Consider the following 15,719-nt stretch of genomic DNA (forward strand, 5'->3'; position numbering starts at 1 on the left):
AACGAGGGTGCGCACGTCGCAAAAGGGGTTTCAGCTGGCTTCAGTTCTGCTGGGAACCCGAGGGGGGCCGGCGCCCTACGAGAACGAGGGGGTCTCGAAGCCCAACCCGGAGTTCTCCATCGAGATGCCCTGGGACTTGTACAGCGCCGCCATGGAAACGGCGATGCCGTTGGTCCACGTGGGCGACGTGGCGTACTGATGCTCCACTGCATCGGTCGAGGAGTTGTAGTTCCAGCGCATCTTGAAGATGGTGTTTTGCGGATAGCCGTTCCTCAGATAGTGCTCGCTGATCCATTTCGCCGCGCCCTTGATGCCGCGCTCGGGCGTGGTCCATCCCTGCCCGTGCGCATAGGATCCGCCGTTGTTCGGGTTGTCATCGAACGCGGCGATGCCGAAGAAGTTGTACGACCCCTCGGCTCCGGGGATCGTCCCCTGGGCGAACTGCGAGCATCCCCAGGCGCTCTCGAGGCCGGCATGGCACAGCAGGTACACCTCGTTCACGCCGTACTCGCGGGCGGCGTCGATGATAGCCTGCCCCTGGCCGCGCAAAGTGGAGGTCACGTGGTACTGGCTTTCCTGGTACTGGACTATCCTATCGATGTAGCTGTTCAGCTGAGCGGCGGTGACGGAGCCCGAATAACCGCCGGTGATCAGCGCATGCTGGTAGAAGAAGGCACTCTCGCCGAAGCGCGCGTTGGCGGATTTCTCGAACCCGGAGCTCACCTGGTCGCCCGAGAAGTAGGGATTCGCCTGCTGCTCGAGCTCAAGCATATGCGCAAACGAAGTGCCCACGGCAAACGAGCGCACGCCGCTGGTGGGAACCGAAGCGGGATCGTACGGATCGGCCTGCCCGTTGAAGCGGGCAACAATCGAGCTCACCACCGACTCGGACACGGCCGCAGGGCCTCCGAACACGCGCACGCGGGCCACGTCGGAGCGGTGCTCGGCAGCCGCTTTGACGGTAGAGCGGAAATACTCGTCCACCAGCAGCAAGGGAGCCTGGGTCCTACCCTGGAGAACCGATCCCGCCAGTGCGTCGTACGGGAGCTTGCCCGTGGAAAACGCCAGTGCGTCCCATCCGAAATTCTGGGTCGAGGTCGCCCATTCGGCGATGGCCGAGCTGGTGGAGTACTGGTCGTCGCCCGCGAGGCGCTCCACCGAACCGCCCGCTTTGCGGGAAAGCCCCGCAAGGTAATCCTCATCCTCCTGCGAGATGGCCGCGGTTCCGCCGCCGATCACCACGTTTCCCAACACACCGGTGGAAAACGCCTTCGACAGCGCGGAGCGCTGCTCGGAGGTGAACCCGTCCACACCGTTCGCCAAGAAGATGGGCGCCCTGTTCGCAAACGCCACGGGCGACAGCGACAGCGCGTCGCCGAAACCGCGGGCCGTAGCGATGAATACCTGGTCGTTCGACCACAGGTCCTTTTCTTTTCCGTAATTGTAGATGGCCATCTGCGTGCCGAAGCAGTCGGCTCCGCCCAGGCGCGTCACGGTCTTGCCCGCCGCACGCAGCTGGGTTTCCACTTCGGCGCCCACGGCGGCCGTCCCGCCCAGGATGACGATGTTGTGCGCGCCCAGGCGCTCGAGCTCGGCGGCGGTATCGCCGTCAAGCGAATCGAGCTGGGTGAACAGAATGGGGCCGAGCGCGCCGGCAAGCCCGCTTCCAGACAGCGCATCGATCCACGCATCGCCCGGGCCCGCCAGGATCGCGGTATCCGATCCGTCGGGATAGGCGGCCTTCGACTCCGCAACGGCGGTGGTGAACATCGTGTCGCCCTGGTAGCGCTCGACATCGGAGCGAGACGCCAAGTCCTGAGGCGAGAACGCGGAAGCGGAGGCTGCGCGCTCGCCCGAAGCGGCGAGGTCGTCCCCGGTCTCGGACAGGATGTCGTAGACGGGCTTCAGCGATTCCTGAAGCTGCTCTTCAGTCTGCGCAGAACCGGTGAGGGGATCCTTCGCCGGGTCGACCGCTCGAGAAGGCGCATCCGTCCCGGGCGCAGCCTCGCTTGCCGCAGAGACGGCGTCCTGAGCGGGGACGGCCGGGCTTTCGGATGCGCCCGTCTCGGCGGCGAGCGCAACGGGGGGAAGCGCGCACGCCCCGACCAGGGACGCGGCGATGGCGCAGCGCACGGGGACGCGCGCGATCGAGGCAAGCACCTCGTTGTTCGTCATGTTCATGTGGTGTGTTTCCTTCTACGTTCGGCGAACAGGTCGGCCTATTGTAGCGGCACCCGAAACCATCCTGGACGCGCTCCACACCAAAACCCGACAATGTTCATCGTTGATGAACGGACCCCGTGCGAGCGGGCGAAACGCCGCGGTGCCTGCAAGCGGGCCCCGCTTAAGCGAGGCGCATCCTCACGAGCGGGCGAGAAACGCAGCAGAGGCGCGCACTCCCGCGATGCACCCGTCTGCCACCGCCGTTGCGACCTGGAACACCTGCTTGTCCCTGACATCGCCCGCCGCGTACACGCCCGGCAGCGACGTCTCCATCCCCTCGTTCACCGCGATGCGCCCGCCGCAAAGCTCGACCTGGCCGGAAACGAGATCGGTGTTGGGCGTGCCGCCGGCGTAGACGAACACCCCGCAGCCCTCGTCCTCCACCGTCCGAACCTCTCCCGACGCAACCGACTCGAAGCGCAGGCGGCGAACCGAGGACCCGTCGCCCTCGATCCCGGCGAGGCGGGTAGCGGGCACGACCTCTATGTTGCCCGCCTCCTCGACCAGCTCGCGGAACTGCGCGATGCAGGCGAGACGCTCTTCGACGCACACCAGCCGGACCTTCGCGGCGATTCGGGAAAGGTGCAGGGCCTCTTTCACCGCCCCGTCGGCCCCGCCGATCACGTACACGGTCCTGCCCGCGAAAGCGGGGCCGTCGGCAACCGCGCTCATGCTGCGATACGTGCGCTCTCCGGGAACGCCCAAGAAGCGCGGGGTCGTGCCCAGGGCGAGCACCACGAACGGGGCCCGATACTCTTCCCCGCTCGCACACGCGACGAGTTTCTCGTCGCCGTCGAGATCGAACCTTACCGCCGGATCGACGACCACGCGAACGCCGGCGCTTGCAAGCTGATCGGACATGAGCTGCGCGAACCGCTGCCCGCTGAGGCCGTCGGGCACCGCGGCGTAATGCGTGACCAGCGAAACCTTCCCGATCACGCCGCCTATCGCGCGCGCCTCGACGAGAATCACGTCCAGCCCGCGGCTCGCCGCGTACACCGCCGCGCTCACCCCGGCCGGCCCGCCCCCTGCCACTATCAGGTCGCATGCAACCATAACGCTCCCTTCTCCTGGTAACCTCCCCCCATTCTACCCCCGCGGAAACGCCCTTGCGGCAAGACGGCCGCAACAGGGGCCCGTGAGAGCGCGCAGGAGCGGCGCGACCGAAGGGGAAAGCGCCGGCGCCAGTCCCGAAACAAGCCTGTTGGCAGCCTGTTTTCACGATAGAATACCCCTATGGAAACCCCCGATCGGTGAGGAGACCCGATGGAAGCCTTCGCACGTGCTGTCGTTCGCTATCGCCGCGCGGTCGTCGCCCTGTTCGCCGCGCTCGCGCTCGCAAGCGCTTACGGAATGACGCTCGCGCAGGTCAACCGTGATATGTCGTCGTATCTCCCCGACTCGATGCCCAGCCGGGCAACGCTAACAGCCCTGTTCGACGCCTTCGGAGAGACAAGCGAGCTGTCGGTCATGGTCGAAGGGGCCTCCGACGACGAAGCCCTCCGACTGGCCGAGCGCATCAGATCCTTGGGCGACGTGTCCGACGTCGTCTACGACGGCGCCGATACGCGCTACCGCAAAGACGGGTTCTCGCTGTTCGAGGTGAGCCTGGAGGGAGGCACCTACTCGCAGAAGGCCGCCACGGCGCTGGAAAGCGTGCGGGACGAGCTGCGCGATTTCGGCCTGGAAACCGACGGGGCATCCAAAAACGCGTTCCTGGGAGGGGCCGTGGTCCAGGCCAATTCCGACAACCTTTCGGCAACCATCGCGCTTGCCATGGCCTTTCTCCTGATCATCCTCTTGGTCATGAGCCGGTCGTGGGTCGAGCCCTTCGTGTTTCTGGGCACCATCGGCGTCGCCGTTTTGCTGGGCATGGGAACGAATTTCCTGCTTCCCAGCATCTCCCAGCTCACCTTCTCCATCGGAGCGGTGCTTCAGCTGGTCTTGTCGATGGACTACTCCATCATGCTGATGAACTTCTACCGCGAGCAGCGCGAAGCCGGAAAAGAGCCCGACGAGTCGATGGTGCGCGCCCTGAAACGGGGCGGATCGGCCATCTGCGCGAGCTCCGCCACCACAGTCGCCGGGCTGCTGTGCCTCGTCGCCATGAGCTTCGGCATCGGGGCCGATCTGGGGATCGTGCTGGCGAAGGGGGTCGCCTTCAGCCTGATCGTGGTCTTCACGCTGCTTCCCGCCGTTATCCTCGCTTGCGACAAGGTCATCCTGCGCACCGCCAAGAAAGCCCCCCGACCCCAAATGAAGGGACTGGCCAGCGCGCAGTTCTCGCTGCGCAAACCCCTCGTCGTCGCCCTCGTGGCCCTGTTCGCCGTCGGCATGGCTTTGAAGGCGGGCATGGGCGTGAGCTTCTACACCCAGCCCTCGACCGAAGACGATAAGGCCATCGCGCAGGAGTTCGGAGACAGGACGCGCATCGCCTTGATGCTCCCAGCCGACTCTGACGAGGCGGACGCGGCTCTGGCCGATATCGGCAGCCTCGACGGGATCGCGCGCCTGACAAGCTACGCGACGACGATCGGAGCGCCGCTGTCTGCCGAAGCGCAGGCCGCGTCGCTCGGACTCGATGCCGAGGCAGTCGAGCGCCTCTACGCGATATACGCGGCAGACAAGCAGGTCGATTCGGTCGAAGCGGTTTCGCTCTACGATTTCCTGGACTGGCTCGCCCACGACGCCCCAAGCAACCCGGCTCTTGCCGGGCAGATCGATCCCGCCTCGTTCCAGCAGGTAAGCCAGGCCCTGCGAACGGTTCAGGCGGCGAAAGACAAGCTGGTGGCCAACGGGGTCCAGCGCGCCGTGATCGACATCGACGCGTCGGCCGAGTCGGATACGGCCCGCCGAACCGAAGCGGCCGTCCGATCGGTCCTTCAGGATCGTCTGGGCGGATCGTTCGGCATGACGGGCGATCCGGTCGTGGCCGCCGAGGCGCATGCGCCCTTCGACCGCGACCTCTCCCTCGTCACCGCCCTCACCATCGCCGCCATCTTCCTCATCGTGGCGCTCACGTTCCGCTCGATCGCGGTCCCCATCGCCCTCGTGGCCCTCATCCAAGGCTCCATCAACCTGACCTCGGGCATCACCGGCGCACTCGGACACGATACGTTCTACATCGCGGTCGTCGTGGTGCAGGCCATCCTCATGGGAGCCACCATCGACTACGCCATCCTCTACACGGAAAACTACCGCCATGCCCGGAAAGACGGCGATGTCGCCTCCTCGATCGCCCGGGCGTACCGCACGTCGATCCCCACGTTCACGACCTCGGGGTCCATCCTGTTCGCAGCGACGCTGGTGCTGGGCCTGACCTCGAGCGACCCCACAACCGCCCAGGTCTGCCTCACCCTCGCCCGCGGAACCGCCATCGCCATCGTCTCGATCCTGCTTCTGCTGCCCGGTTCGCTCGCGGCCCTCGACCGCTTCGTCGTGCCGAAAAGCGCCGCCGGCAAAGCGTAGGCCCCGATCGGCGCGCCCCGAGGCCGCCGCCTCGCTTTCGTCGGACGAGCGCACGGCCGCACCGGCGCCAGCGCCCAGGGGCTGCCGGGGCATGGCGATTTCGCAGAGAACGCCGATCACCCCGGCGGATCGGATGCGGTGGGGTATCGTAGCAACGCTTGAAACCGCGCTGGCCCTGCGCCGACGAAAGGAGAACCATGCCCTCTACGATCCCGTTCGCGCGCATCGGAGCGAAAACCCTGACCGCCTTCGCGGGAATCGCGCTCGCCGCGACCCTGTGCGCCTGCTCGGCCCCTTCCGTCAGCAAGGAGAACGCACCGCAGGCCATCGCCGCATCCCTTGCGCGTTTCGACGAGGGGCTCTCCTTCGCAACCGACGACGCCGACGAGACCATCAAGGCCGCCCTCGAAAGCGACCCGCGGCTGTTCTACTTCTACAACGGGTACAACGGCACGCTCTCCCAGGACGGAACGGCCCAGGTGAAGTGGGAATACAAGAACAAGGGTGCCGCCATCGGCGACGTTGCGCTCATGAGCGCCGCCGAGGACCTCGATCCCATCATCGCCGAGGCGGTCGCCGCGCACAAAACCTCCATCGGGATCGTCTCCACCACGCCCGAGCTCAACCGCGAGTCCATCGACGCCGCCTTCGGCAAGGCCAAGGAATCGGGCGCATGGGAGGCCGCCGGCGGGAAATCCTACACCATCTCGCGCGGAACCTCGGACTACAACGCGTTTTACGAGGTGACCATCAGCGTGGAGTACGCCGGATCCGACAACGGCGGCGCTTCCGCCGTATCCGCCCAACCCGCTGAAAAGTAGATTTTGCGGAGCAATGCCCCCGATTACGTCAGATCGGTAACGAGAATCTGTATAAACGCAACGGCAGTTTCCATGCACCGACCCTTTTTCATCGCACATGCTAATATCGCGGCAACAAGCGCGATCAAAGCGCCGCAACTACAGTCGAGAAGGTGCACGATGCTTTTACGTCAGATCCAATGCTTTTGCGCGGTGTGCGAAACCGGAAGCTTCACCAAAGCCGCCCAAAGCCTCTACATCACCCAGTCCGCCGTCTCCCAGCAGATGAAGAACCTCGAGACCGACCTTGGCGTGTCCCTGTTCAAGCGCGGGGGCCGCAACCTGTCCCTCTCCAACGCCGGGAAAAGGTTCTACGAGGAGACCAGCACCATCCTCGCCCAGATCGACACCGCGAAGAAAAACGCGCATCAGGTCGGCGAGGAAGCCGGAGAGCTCATCAAGTAGCACGATGAGGAACCGCAAGGGCGCACTCGCGTCCTTGCGGACGATGGCCCGCATCCGAAAAACGGGACTGCTCGATCAAAGAGCGTCATCGAAGCGCTTCGCCGCATAGTTGTACAGCGCGCTTATCGCGAAGCAGATGACACCGCCGCCGATGAAGGCCACCACGCGCGCCCACGCCGATGCGGAAGCGACATCCACCACGCCGAGCTTGAAAACGCAGAGGATGGCGAATACCAGGCCGTAGAGCCTCAACGGCTTCAGACGCAAGGCGAATCCCGCGGCCACGCATGCAAGAGCGCACAGCATGCACAAGACGCTGACCGCATAGCCCGAATCCAGCAGAGAGGTCGACCCCTTCACGACGGCCAGGCACAGCGCCGTGAACACGATGCCCGTGACGACCTGCAGCACGGCAGGCGCCCAGGCCCCCTGCCTGGAAAAAGAGCGAATGCGCAGCGCAACGATTGCGAATGCCATCGCGGCAACCGCCGAGTACAGCGCGACAAGCGGTATCGAGCCCGCTCCGAAGGCTCCAAGGTTGCTTTCGCCAATCGCACTCGCCGCTGCAAGCAGCGCAACGAGCTCGTTGACCCACGCGGCAACCCACCAACCCGACCCCTCCTGGGAAAGCCGCTGAAAACCCGCCAGGTAGAACGCCAGGACGGACGAGACCAGCACGAAGCTCGAAACCGCGTCGGACAGGTAGGGGAACTCCCTGCCTGCGAACCACGAGACCGAAAGCTCGAAGAAAACCAGTCCCACCAGCGCCGCGGGCATCGCGCGACGGCTCTGCGCAGGTTGGGGCAGCCCCCTCCACCACCAGAACAGCGCGCCGAGCACGAGCAGCATGGCGCACACCTCGAGAAAGACGCCGACCCTCGCAAGCTCCCCGTATCCTTTCGCGAGCAGATAGAGCATCTCCAGTCCGAGCGCGACGTTGCCGGCCACACCGTAGCGCGCATCGCGCAGCGCATAGGCGAGCGCGTACAGCGCAACTGCCAGCAGCAGCAAAAACGACAGCTGGAAGGTTCCAGCCGCATGGGTCGGAGAAGGGGCCGTGCAGCGCCACAGCATCAGCGCCGCGATGATCCCGGCGCACCCGATGACGGAGAACCTCCCCAAGCCCGCGTCGAAACCGAGCCTGACGTACATGAGCAGCATGAGCCCGGCGTAGAGGACCAGGCACGCGATGCTCGCGGCGACCGCGACATCGAGCCCGCCCGCCACATGGTAGATGCCCGGCGCAGCGCCGAGACCGTCGAGCACGCGGTCGCCCAGTCCCGCGAAAACGACCTGGGATGCGCACTTCCAAGCAGTCCAGTACACGTTCGCGAACAACGCCGCAACCCAAAGGACGAAGCTCGCCGCATGCACGGCGAAGCGGGAAGCCGAGGACTCGAGTCGGGAGGCGGAAACGCTGAGGAAGACCGAAAGGACGGACGCGGCCGCGAACTGCAGCGAGAATGCGGCCACGATGGCGACATCGGGCAAGCTCGAACTGAATCCCACGGAAAGCGTCGCTCCGAAGCGCTCCCACATGAACAGGCTGGCGACCACCGTAAGGCCGAGCGAGGCGAACAGGCCGAAGCGGTAGGTCCGCCTGAAGCACAGCGCGCTCCCCCCGACGACGAGCGCGCTGGCCAGAAGCTGGTAGACGATGATGGCGGCAGCGCGGGCATCGTCGAAGCCCGCGCCGTAAGCGAAGCAGACCGACACGATCATGCCCACATGGGCCACGATGGAAAGCAGCAGCGAATCGAAGCGCTTAACGAGCGCCATGCAGGCGGCCGTCCACACCAGCAAAAGAGCGAACGTTTCCAGCTCTCCCAAAAAACCGAAATGCAGATGCGTCATGAGAACCGAGATGAACAGGGCCCCTGCACCCGTACCGAGGACGGCCAGGGAGAACTGAGAGCGCCGGCGCAGGGAAAGCGCGAGGCCCGCAGCGAGAAACGCGAAGCTGATCAGGTACATGGACACGCAGCGCAAACCGTCGTCCAGATACGGCACAACGAGCGCCCCCAGGAACACGACCCCGAAAAAAACGAGGACCGAGGCGACGATGCCCAGGACGTTTCTCCCCAGCACGCTCTCGAAGGAGCCCCGGTTCGACGGGAGGGCGGCAGAAGGGGGAACGGGCGCCTGACCCTGCGGGGAAACGACGGGGGGCGCCGGAGGCCCAGACGTCGCCGCGACATGAGGCGGCACGGGAGCAGACGCCGGCATCGCGGGCGCCTTGCCGGAAGGAGCCGTCTCCGGCGCCGACGGGACCCGCACATCCGCGGCGTTCAGGTGCGCCGAGAGCGAAAGGACCTGTGAGCGCAGATCGCGCAGCTCCTGTCGCAAACGGGCGACGGAAACGACCAGATACGTTATGAAAACCGCGAGCACCACGACGAGCATCGGCAGAAGCACGAGATTCTCAACCATGGCAAACCCCTTTCGCCTCGGTTCGGAGAGCCGATGCGAGCATCCGCCGCACAGCAGACGCAGCTCCGAAAAGAGGCGGGGACGCCGCATCCCGCCTAGGTTCCCCTGATCTCCGACCTTACAGGTGCAATATTAATCCAACGGCAGGAAGATCGCTATGGAAAACCCTCCGGCGGCCGGGGCGTAGACCCGAACCTGCCCGCCGTGCGCGGCAGCGATGCGCGCGACCAGCTGCAGGCCCAGTCCGTGTTCGGGATCGACGTCCTTGTGATCGCCTGCCTCCGACACGCGCTGGGCGCGCACGAATCCCGGCGGCGGTTCGGGAGCTCCCACGGGCAGCGGGCTTTCCGTCAGGCGCCTCACCGCCAGCTTCGAGCTTTTCTGCGCATCGTCGATCTTCTGCTGCAGCAAGGAGAGCTTCTCGCCATCCACCCCCACCCCGTCGTCGCTGATCGCGATGACGGCGCAGGGAACGGGCAGATCGTCGATGCCCTCCGACCGATCGAGGGTCAAGGCTATCCTGCAACCTTGCGGGTTGTGGTTCATCGAGTTCTGGACGGCGTTCTGCACGGCGCGGTACAAAAGGCGGACGTCACCGGTCACCGCAGCCCGCCCGACCGCGGAGCTCGCCTGGAACTCCAGGTCGTAACCGCTCGGAAGCCCCCCGTTGAGGTACTCGGATGCAAGCTCGCGCAGCATCGAGAGAAGTGCGATGCCCTCCTTGTTGAGCGGCTGGGTGTCGTATTCCAGGCGCGCGGCTGCGTTCAGGTCGTTCACCAGGTCCTTGATGCGCAGCCCCTGGGTGCGCACGAGCGCCGCCTCCGTGCGCGCGTCCTCGGGCAGGCGAGCATCGTTGGACAGCTTGTCCGCCCGCCCGGTGATCACCGACAGCGGCGTGCGGATATCGTGCGACACGCCCCGGATCCACGATTCGCGCGCACGGTCCTTCTCCCTGATGATGGCCGAAGCCTCGTTCAGCGTCTGGCCGATCACGCCCATGCGGCCCCCCACGTTCACCGACACGGGCTTTCCTTCCGACAGATCTTCCAGCGCCTCGGATATGGGCCTGATCGAGCGCTGGGTGCTGAGATGGGAAAGCACCACGTACACGAACATGATCGCCACGTCGAGCAAGACGATCGTCAGGATGTACAGCGGGATCCTCGCGATGTCGGAAGCGGGAACCGCCTGCACGATGTTGACGTAGTCCTCGCTGGGGGCGACGATCATCAGAACCCCCTCGTCGCGCTGCCAGAAAAAGGCCGGGGACGACCCGACGTAGCCCGACCGCGCCAGGCGCGCCATGCTGCTCAGCGAATACGACCTCTCGGCGTCGTCGGGGGCGTTCATCTCCCATACCGCATCCCCCGTCTCATCGGAGACGAGCATCGCCCAGAAGCCCCGTTCGGTCAGGCTCTGGCCCAGATCGTAATCGGTCAGGCTGTACGAGCCGTCTTCCCCGCGAGCCAACGCGTCGTCCACGCGCCCGGCGATCTCGGTGGGCGATTCGTAGGAAGACGAGGTGCCCCCGGTCGCAATGGCGAACACCACCGAGAGCACCATGAAGTCGACGGCCACGATGATCACGCCCATCATGAAGAACATGGCCAGCTGCCCGGTGATGAAGGCGGGAAACCCGAAGCTCTTGCGGCGCTGGAGCCGACGAGCCGATCTGCGCGCCACGCTACCCCCTGACGTTCAGCTTGTACCCCAACCCGCGCGCCGTGACGAGCGACGTCGGGTTAGAGGGATCCTCTTCGATCTTCTCGCGCAGGCGCCGCACGTGCGCCATCAGGGTGTTCTCGTAACCGAAGGAGTCGCCCCAGCACGCGTTGGAAAGCGCGTCTATCGTGACGATGCGCCCGCGGTTCTGAGCGAGCACCTCGAGGATGTCGTGCTCTTTGGCGGTGAGCATGACCGTCCCGTCGGGGCGCTCGACCTCCGCCGTATCGAGGTCGACCTTGCAGAAGCCCAGATCGATGGAGGGGCTTTCCCGCGCGTAGCAGCGGCGCAGGACCGCGAGCATGCGCAGCACCAGCTCTTGGGGCAGAAACGGCTTCGCGATGTAGTCGTCGGCGCCGCGCCCCAAGCCGTCGATGCGGTCGGACGGTTCGTCTTTGGCCGTCAGGAACAGCGCCGGGGTCCGCTGGAACCCCTGGATGGCGCGTATCTCGCCCAGAAGCGCGAACCCGTCGAGCACGGGCATCATGACGTCGAGCACGAACAGGTCCACCGTCTCGCCGTTGGCCTTGGCCTGGCGGCAGTACGCCAGGGCTTCGAGAGGAGAGGCGAACGTCGTGACCTTGCTGAAACCCTCCTGCTCGAAGATCGACGTGACCAGATCGCGCAGCGCGGCCTCGTCGTCCACCACCACGATATGCTTTTCAAGCAGATACGATTCCACCGAACCCATGCGCCACCTCGCTTCGTCTCGTTCAACGCAACCATTAAACCACGTCGATGCGGACGTTGCGCCAAGCCGAGGGGCGAAATAAGGGAAATGTAAGGATGCGTCAAGGTAGGCGCAAACCCCCCTCTCTAATCTGTGAGACGCACCAAGGGCAGACGGTGCGCCGCGCTTCGGCCGCACCGCCGAAAAGCGGCGGCGGTCGGAAGGGCCGCCGCACACATCCAAAGGAGGAGGAAGCAAGCTATGAAAAGCCAAGTCGTGCTCGAGGCCAGGAACCTGGGGAAAACCTACAAGGTGAGATCCAAACGCTCGAAGGGCGGCCAGGGCGGCACGCGCGCTTTGGACGGCGTCGACTTCGACGTGCGCGAAGGCGAGATCGTCGGCATCATGGGGCCGTCGGGATCGGGCAAGTCGACCCTTCTGAACTGCATATCGACCATCGATAGGCCCGATTCGGGAACCGTGCGCATCGACGGGCGCGACATCTCCAAGCTCGGCCCCCGCGACCTGGCCCTGTTCCGCGGACGCGAACTGGGGTTCATCTTCCAGGACTCCAACCTCCTCGACACCCTCACCTGCTACGAGAACATCGCGCTGTCGCTGACTATCCGCAAAGTCAGCCCCCGCGAGATCGATCACCGCATCCGCTTCATCGCCCAGCAGCTGGGAATCACCGACGTCCTGGATAAATTCCCCTACCAGGTGTCGGGAGGCCAGAAGCAGCGCGTCGCCACGGCGCGCGCGGTTGTGGGCAAGCCCCGCCTCGTCTTGGCCGACGAACCCACCGGCGCCCTCGACTCGAAGTCGGCCCGCGCGCTGCTCGAAACGTTCGAGCGCATCAACCGGTTGGGATCGACCATCCTCATGGTGACCCACGACCCCGTGTCCGCCAGCTACTGCCAGCGCATCGTGTTCATCAAAGACGGCAAGACCGCGCTGGAGATCACCCGGGACGGGCGCACGCGCGAGCAGTTCTACGCCGACATCGTGGGCTCCGTCGTGAGCATGTCCGAGGAGGCCGTGCATGTTTGCTAAGATCGCATGGGGAAATGTCCGCAAGTCCATAAGCGACTTCGGCATCTACTTCCTCACCGTGGTGCTGGGCGTGACCGTGTTCTACGCCTTCAACGCCACCGCCGACATGGACGTCGCCAGCGCCATCGAGTCGCGTGCGCTGCTGACCCAGGCGATTCGGTTCGCCACGGTGCTCGTCACCATCGTGCTCACCTTCCTCATCCTGTACGCCAACAGCTTCCTCATCAGGCGGCGCAAGCGGGAGTTCGGCCTGTACCTGGCCCTGGGGATGCGCACGTCGCAGGTGGCCCTCATCGCCGTGCTCGAGACCGTCATGGTCGGAGCCGCATCGGTGGCCTGCGGGCTGGGTGTCGGGTGGCTGTTCTCCCAGGCGCTCGTCAACGTCGCCGCGAACATCTACAACACGGGAGCCGTGCCGGGGCTCGTGGGCTTCTCGCTCACCTCGATCGTGCGCACCCTTGTTGTGTTCGGTGCGCTGTTCATACTATCGTCCCTGATGAACGCTGTGTCGGTTTCGCGCACCACCCTCATCGACCTCATGAAGGCGAACCGCACCAACCAGGAGATGAAGCTGCGCAGCCTCCCTCTGTCCGTCGTGCTGTTCGCCGTCGCCGTCTCCCTCATCGGCGTGGCGTACAAGCTGCTGCTCGACACCGGGCTCAACTTCACCTCGCCGAGCTTCCTCGCCTCGACTGTGATCGTCTGCGTGGGAACCTGGCTGTTCTTCTACTCCATATCGGGATTCCTCCTGCGATTCATCCAGTCGTTCAAGGGCGTCTACCTAAGCGGCCTGAACATGTTCACCCTGCGCCAGATCAACTCGCGCATCAACGGAGCCACCGCCACCATGACCATGGTGTGCATGACCCTGTTCTTCGCGCTCATCTGCGTGTGCGGCGGCATCGGGATCACCACCGCGCTGAACTCCAGCCTGCAGCGCACCACCGCGTTCGATGCGACGCTCACCACCCAGTGGGGCATCTACCACGATGGCTTCAAACAGACCGCAGACGAAAACCAGGTCGCTGCGGCCGAGGCGGGCAACTGGGATATGAAGGCGTACCTCGACGGACGCCTGGCCGAAGAGGGGCAGATGCGCCTTGACAGCCTTACCTCCAGCGTCCGGCAGCTCGACACGTGGATAGACCCCGAGAACCCGCTTACGTTCGGGAAAACCGACGAGTTGGCGGGAGACGAGCTTCCGCGCGTCGCGGGGGTCGAGATGGGTCCCTCCTACAAAGAGGGCGGCGTTCCCTTCATCAAGCTCTCCGAGGTCAACGCCGTGCGCGCCCAGATCGGCCGGGAGCCCCTCGAACTGAAGCCGGGAACCTGTCTGGCGATCAGCGACACCGACTACACCGCGGGCTACTTCAAACTGCTGGCCGACAAGGGCGCCGCCATCGAAGTCGGTTCCACCAAGCTTACCGTCGACCGCTCCCTCAACGAGGCCCTGGCAACCGAGTTCATGCCCCTGCAGACGGGCGCCATCGTGATACCCGACGAGGCCCTGCCCGAAACCGCCGTGCGCCTGACCACTTCGCTGAACCTCATGCGCGCCGACGGCGTGAACGAGAAGGCCCTCATGGATTCGTTCAAGTTCTTCGATAGCGAAGAGACCGCCGAAAGATGGGCCGCGAGCATGATCGCCACGCGCGAAGCCGTCCAAGAGCAAGGGTTCGGCATCAACGGCATCGTCGCCTTCCTCGCGATCTACATCGGGTTCGCGCTCACCATCGCCTGTGCCGGCATCCTGGCCATCCAGCAGCTCACCGAAGCGTCCGACAACGCCGATCGCTACCGGATGCTGCGCAGGCTGGGCGTGGCGGAAGGCTCGATCGGGCGGAGCCTCGGGGTCCAGGTCGCCGTGTACTTCCTGTTCCCGCTGGCCCTTGCCGTATGCCATACCGCCTGCGCGCTCAACGTCGTGGACGACCTTGTGAAGCTGTTCGGCATCTTCAACCTCGAGACGACCGCGCTCATCGCAGCAGCCGCCTTCATCGCCACCTACGGCGTGTACGCGCTGCTCACCTGGATCGGAGCCCGCTCGCTTACCTCCGAGCGATCCGAGGGCGCATCGGCCTAGCCGAAAAGGCCCCGAAGCCCTACCCCTTCTTCTTGAAGACCAGGTACTCGTTGAGGTTCCCACCGCGCCCGTCGGCCCGAAAGCGCCCGACGGGCGCGGCAACGTCTGCAACCGCCGAGACGAGCCGTTCGACCTCGGCATCCGAGAAGCTGTGGCAGAAACGCAGGGCCCCGGTATCCTGCCACCCCAGCAGGTGATCGCCCGGCTCGAGATCGCCCTCCGAGATGCCCAGCCGCTTAATGCCCTGCGCCGTCGATGCGCGGGCCTTGCGCGCGAGGCGCGGGTCGTCCATGAAGCGCCACAGGGAAACGCACAGGCATCCCGCCGCCTCCGTCTTGTCGGCAAGCAGGCGAAGGGCGGCCGCGCGGGCCGCCTCGGTCGGCACATGGTGGAGAAAGCCGAAGCTCACCGCGATCGAGCATGGCGGCGCGAACAGGCCGTCGGCCGGATTTCCGCCCGCAAGCAGAAGCGAGCACACGTCTGCGCTCTGGTAACGCACCGCTCGCGCACCGTCCGCCGCGAGGGCGTCGCAGTTGTCCACCGCGAAGAAATCGAACGCGACGCCTTCGACCGAGCTTTGCAGATACGCCTCGAACCTGAGGTTTCCGCACGCCAGGTCGAACACGGACGCCCGCGGGCCGTCGAAGACGCCCTCGCTCCGCACGATGTCGACGCAGCGGCCCCACCCCTCCCACGGGGCTTGGCGGGTAGCCGAAAACGAGCACGCGTTATCGCGGTAGAACCGCGTGTTCAGACTGCAGAGTATGTTCGCCACCGGAGTATCCATAAGTCACGCGCCCCATTC

11 protein-coding genes are annotated in these 15,719 nt (G+C 65.3%); 5 read left to right on the forward strand and 6 right to left on the reverse strand.

The window, feature by feature from the left end:
* Positions 1-75 precede the first annotated feature (75 nt).
* Both JI75_RS08790 and JI75_RS05040 read right to left on the reverse strand, forming a co-directional pair.
* Complete coding sequence (locus JI75_RS08790) at positions 76-2,181, reverse strand: cell wall-binding repeat-containing protein (protein WP_052241618.1); 2,106 nt, start codon at positions 2,179-2,181, stop codon at positions 76-78.
* A 180-nt stretch (positions 2,182-2,361) separates the two neighbouring features.
* Positions 2,362-3,279, reverse strand: coding sequence for an NAD(P)/FAD-dependent oxidoreductase (locus tag JI75_RS05040; RefSeq protein ID WP_039689251.1), 918 nt, complete (start codon positions 3,277-3,279; stop codon positions 2,362-2,364).
* Between the two features lie 210 nt (positions 3,280-3,489).
* On the opposite strand from JI75_RS05040, the gene JI75_RS05045 reads away from it, so the two are divergent.
* From JI75_RS05045 to JI75_RS09395, 3 genes are all read left to right on the forward strand, one after another.
* Positions 3,490-5,691, forward strand: a complete 2,202-nt coding sequence (locus JI75_RS05045) for an efflux RND transporter permease subunit (RefSeq protein WP_039689256.1) — start codon at positions 3,490-3,492, stop codon at positions 5,689-5,691.
* A gap of 197 nt (positions 5,692-5,888) precedes the next feature.
* Positions 5,889-6,512 carry a hypothetical protein gene (locus tag JI75_RS05050; RefSeq protein ID WP_039689259.1) on the forward strand — a complete coding sequence of 208 codons (624 nt, stop codon included), beginning with the start codon at positions 5,889-5,891 and terminating at the stop codon, positions 6,510-6,512.
* A gap of 159 nt (positions 6,513-6,671) precedes the next feature.
* Positions 6,672-6,956, forward strand: a complete 285-nt coding sequence (locus JI75_RS09395; RefSeq protein ID WP_039689263.1) for a LysR family transcriptional regulator — start codon at positions 6,672-6,674, stop codon at positions 6,954-6,956.
* Between the two features lie 75 nt (positions 6,957-7,031).
* On the opposite strand, the gene JI75_RS05060 is transcribed toward JI75_RS09395, so the two are convergent.
* The 3 genes from JI75_RS05060 to JI75_RS05070 form a co-directional block, all read right to left on the reverse strand.
* Entirely contained in the window at positions 7,032-9,386 is a 2,355-nt protein-coding gene (locus tag JI75_RS05060) for a DUF2339 domain-containing protein (RefSeq protein WP_039689264.1), read from the reverse strand.
* A 132-nt stretch (positions 9,387-9,518) separates the two neighbouring features.
* The gene (locus JI75_RS05065; protein WP_039689266.1) at positions 9,519-11,069 is read right to left on the reverse strand and encodes a sensor histidine kinase; all 1,551 of its coding nucleotides are present in this window, start codon (positions 11,067-11,069) and stop codon (positions 9,519-9,521) included.
* A 1-nt stretch (position 11,070) separates the two neighbouring features.
* Positions 11,071-11,799 carry a response regulator transcription factor gene (locus JI75_RS05070; RefSeq protein WP_039689268.1) on the reverse strand — a complete coding sequence of 243 codons (729 nt, stop codon included), beginning with the start codon at positions 11,797-11,799 and terminating at the stop codon, positions 11,071-11,073.
* Positions 11,800-12,039: 240 nt separating this feature from the next.
* Here JI75_RS05070 and JI75_RS05075 point away from each other — a divergent pair, with 240 nt between their 5' ends.
* A complete protein-coding gene (locus tag JI75_RS05075; RefSeq protein ID WP_039689270.1) occupies positions 12,040-12,831 on the forward strand; it encodes an ABC transporter ATP-binding protein in 792 nt (263 codons plus the stop codon).
* Positions 12,821-14,914 (forward strand): FtsX-like permease family protein, encoded by a 2,094-nt coding sequence (locus JI75_RS05080; protein WP_039689273.1) that lies wholly within the window; start codon positions 12,821-12,823, stop codon positions 14,912-14,914. Before JI75_RS05075 ends, JI75_RS05080 begins: the two co-directional genes overlap by 11 nt.
* A 19-nt stretch (positions 14,915-14,933) precedes the next feature.
* On the opposite strand, the gene JI75_RS05085 is transcribed toward JI75_RS05080, so the two are convergent.
* On the reverse strand, positions 14,934-15,701 hold the full coding sequence (locus JI75_RS05085) for a hypothetical protein (protein WP_039689275.1): 768 nt from the start codon (positions 15,699-15,701) through the stop codon (positions 14,934-14,936).
* Positions 15,702-15,719 lie beyond the last annotated feature (18 nt).

This window comes from Berryella intestinalis (assembly GCF_000814825.1).
Lineage (GTDB): Bacteria > Actinomycetota > Coriobacteriia > Coriobacteriales > Eggerthellaceae > Berryella > Berryella intestinalis.

What these genes read in the sequence shown, in the direction of transcription:
- JI75_RS05045 (WP_039689256.1), top strand. Translation starts at nt 3,490, where the DNA reads ATGGAAGCCTTCGCACGTGCTGTCGTTCGCTATCGCCGCGCGGTCGTC.
- JI75_RS05060 (WP_039689264.1), bottom strand. Translation starts at nt 9,386, where the DNA reads ATGGTTGAGAATCTCGTGCTTCTGCCGATGCTCGTCGTGGTGCTCGCG.
- JI75_RS09395 (WP_039689263.1), top strand. Translation starts at nt 6,672, where the DNA reads ATGCTTTTACGTCAGATCCAATGCTTTTGCGCGGTGTGCGAAACCGGA.
- JI75_RS05075 (WP_039689270.1), top strand. Translation starts at nt 12,040, where the DNA reads ATGAAAAGCCAAGTCGTGCTCGAGGCCAGGAACCTGGGGAAAACCTAC.
- JI75_RS05085 (WP_039689275.1), bottom strand. Translation starts at nt 15,701, where the DNA reads ATGGATACTCCGGTGGCGAACATACTCTGCAGTCTGAACACGCGGTTC.
- JI75_RS05080 (WP_039689273.1), top strand. Translation starts at nt 12,821, where the DNA reads ATGTTTGCTAAGATCGCATGGGGAAATGTCCGCAAGTCCATAAGCGAC.
- JI75_RS05050 (WP_039689259.1), top strand. Translation starts at nt 5,889, where the DNA reads ATGCCCTCTACGATCCCGTTCGCGCGCATCGGAGCGAAAACCCTGACC.
- JI75_RS08790 (WP_052241618.1), bottom strand. Translation starts at nt 2,181, where the DNA reads ATGAACATGACGAACAACGAGGTGCTTGCCTCGATCGCGCGCGTCCCC.
- JI75_RS05070 (WP_039689268.1), bottom strand. Translation starts at nt 11,799, where the DNA reads ATGGGTTCGGTGGAATCGTATCTGCTTGAAAAGCATATCGTGGTGGTG.
- JI75_RS05040 (WP_039689251.1), bottom strand. Translation starts at nt 3,279, where the DNA reads ATGGTTGCATGCGACCTGATAGTGGCAGGGGGCGGGCCGGCCGGGGTG.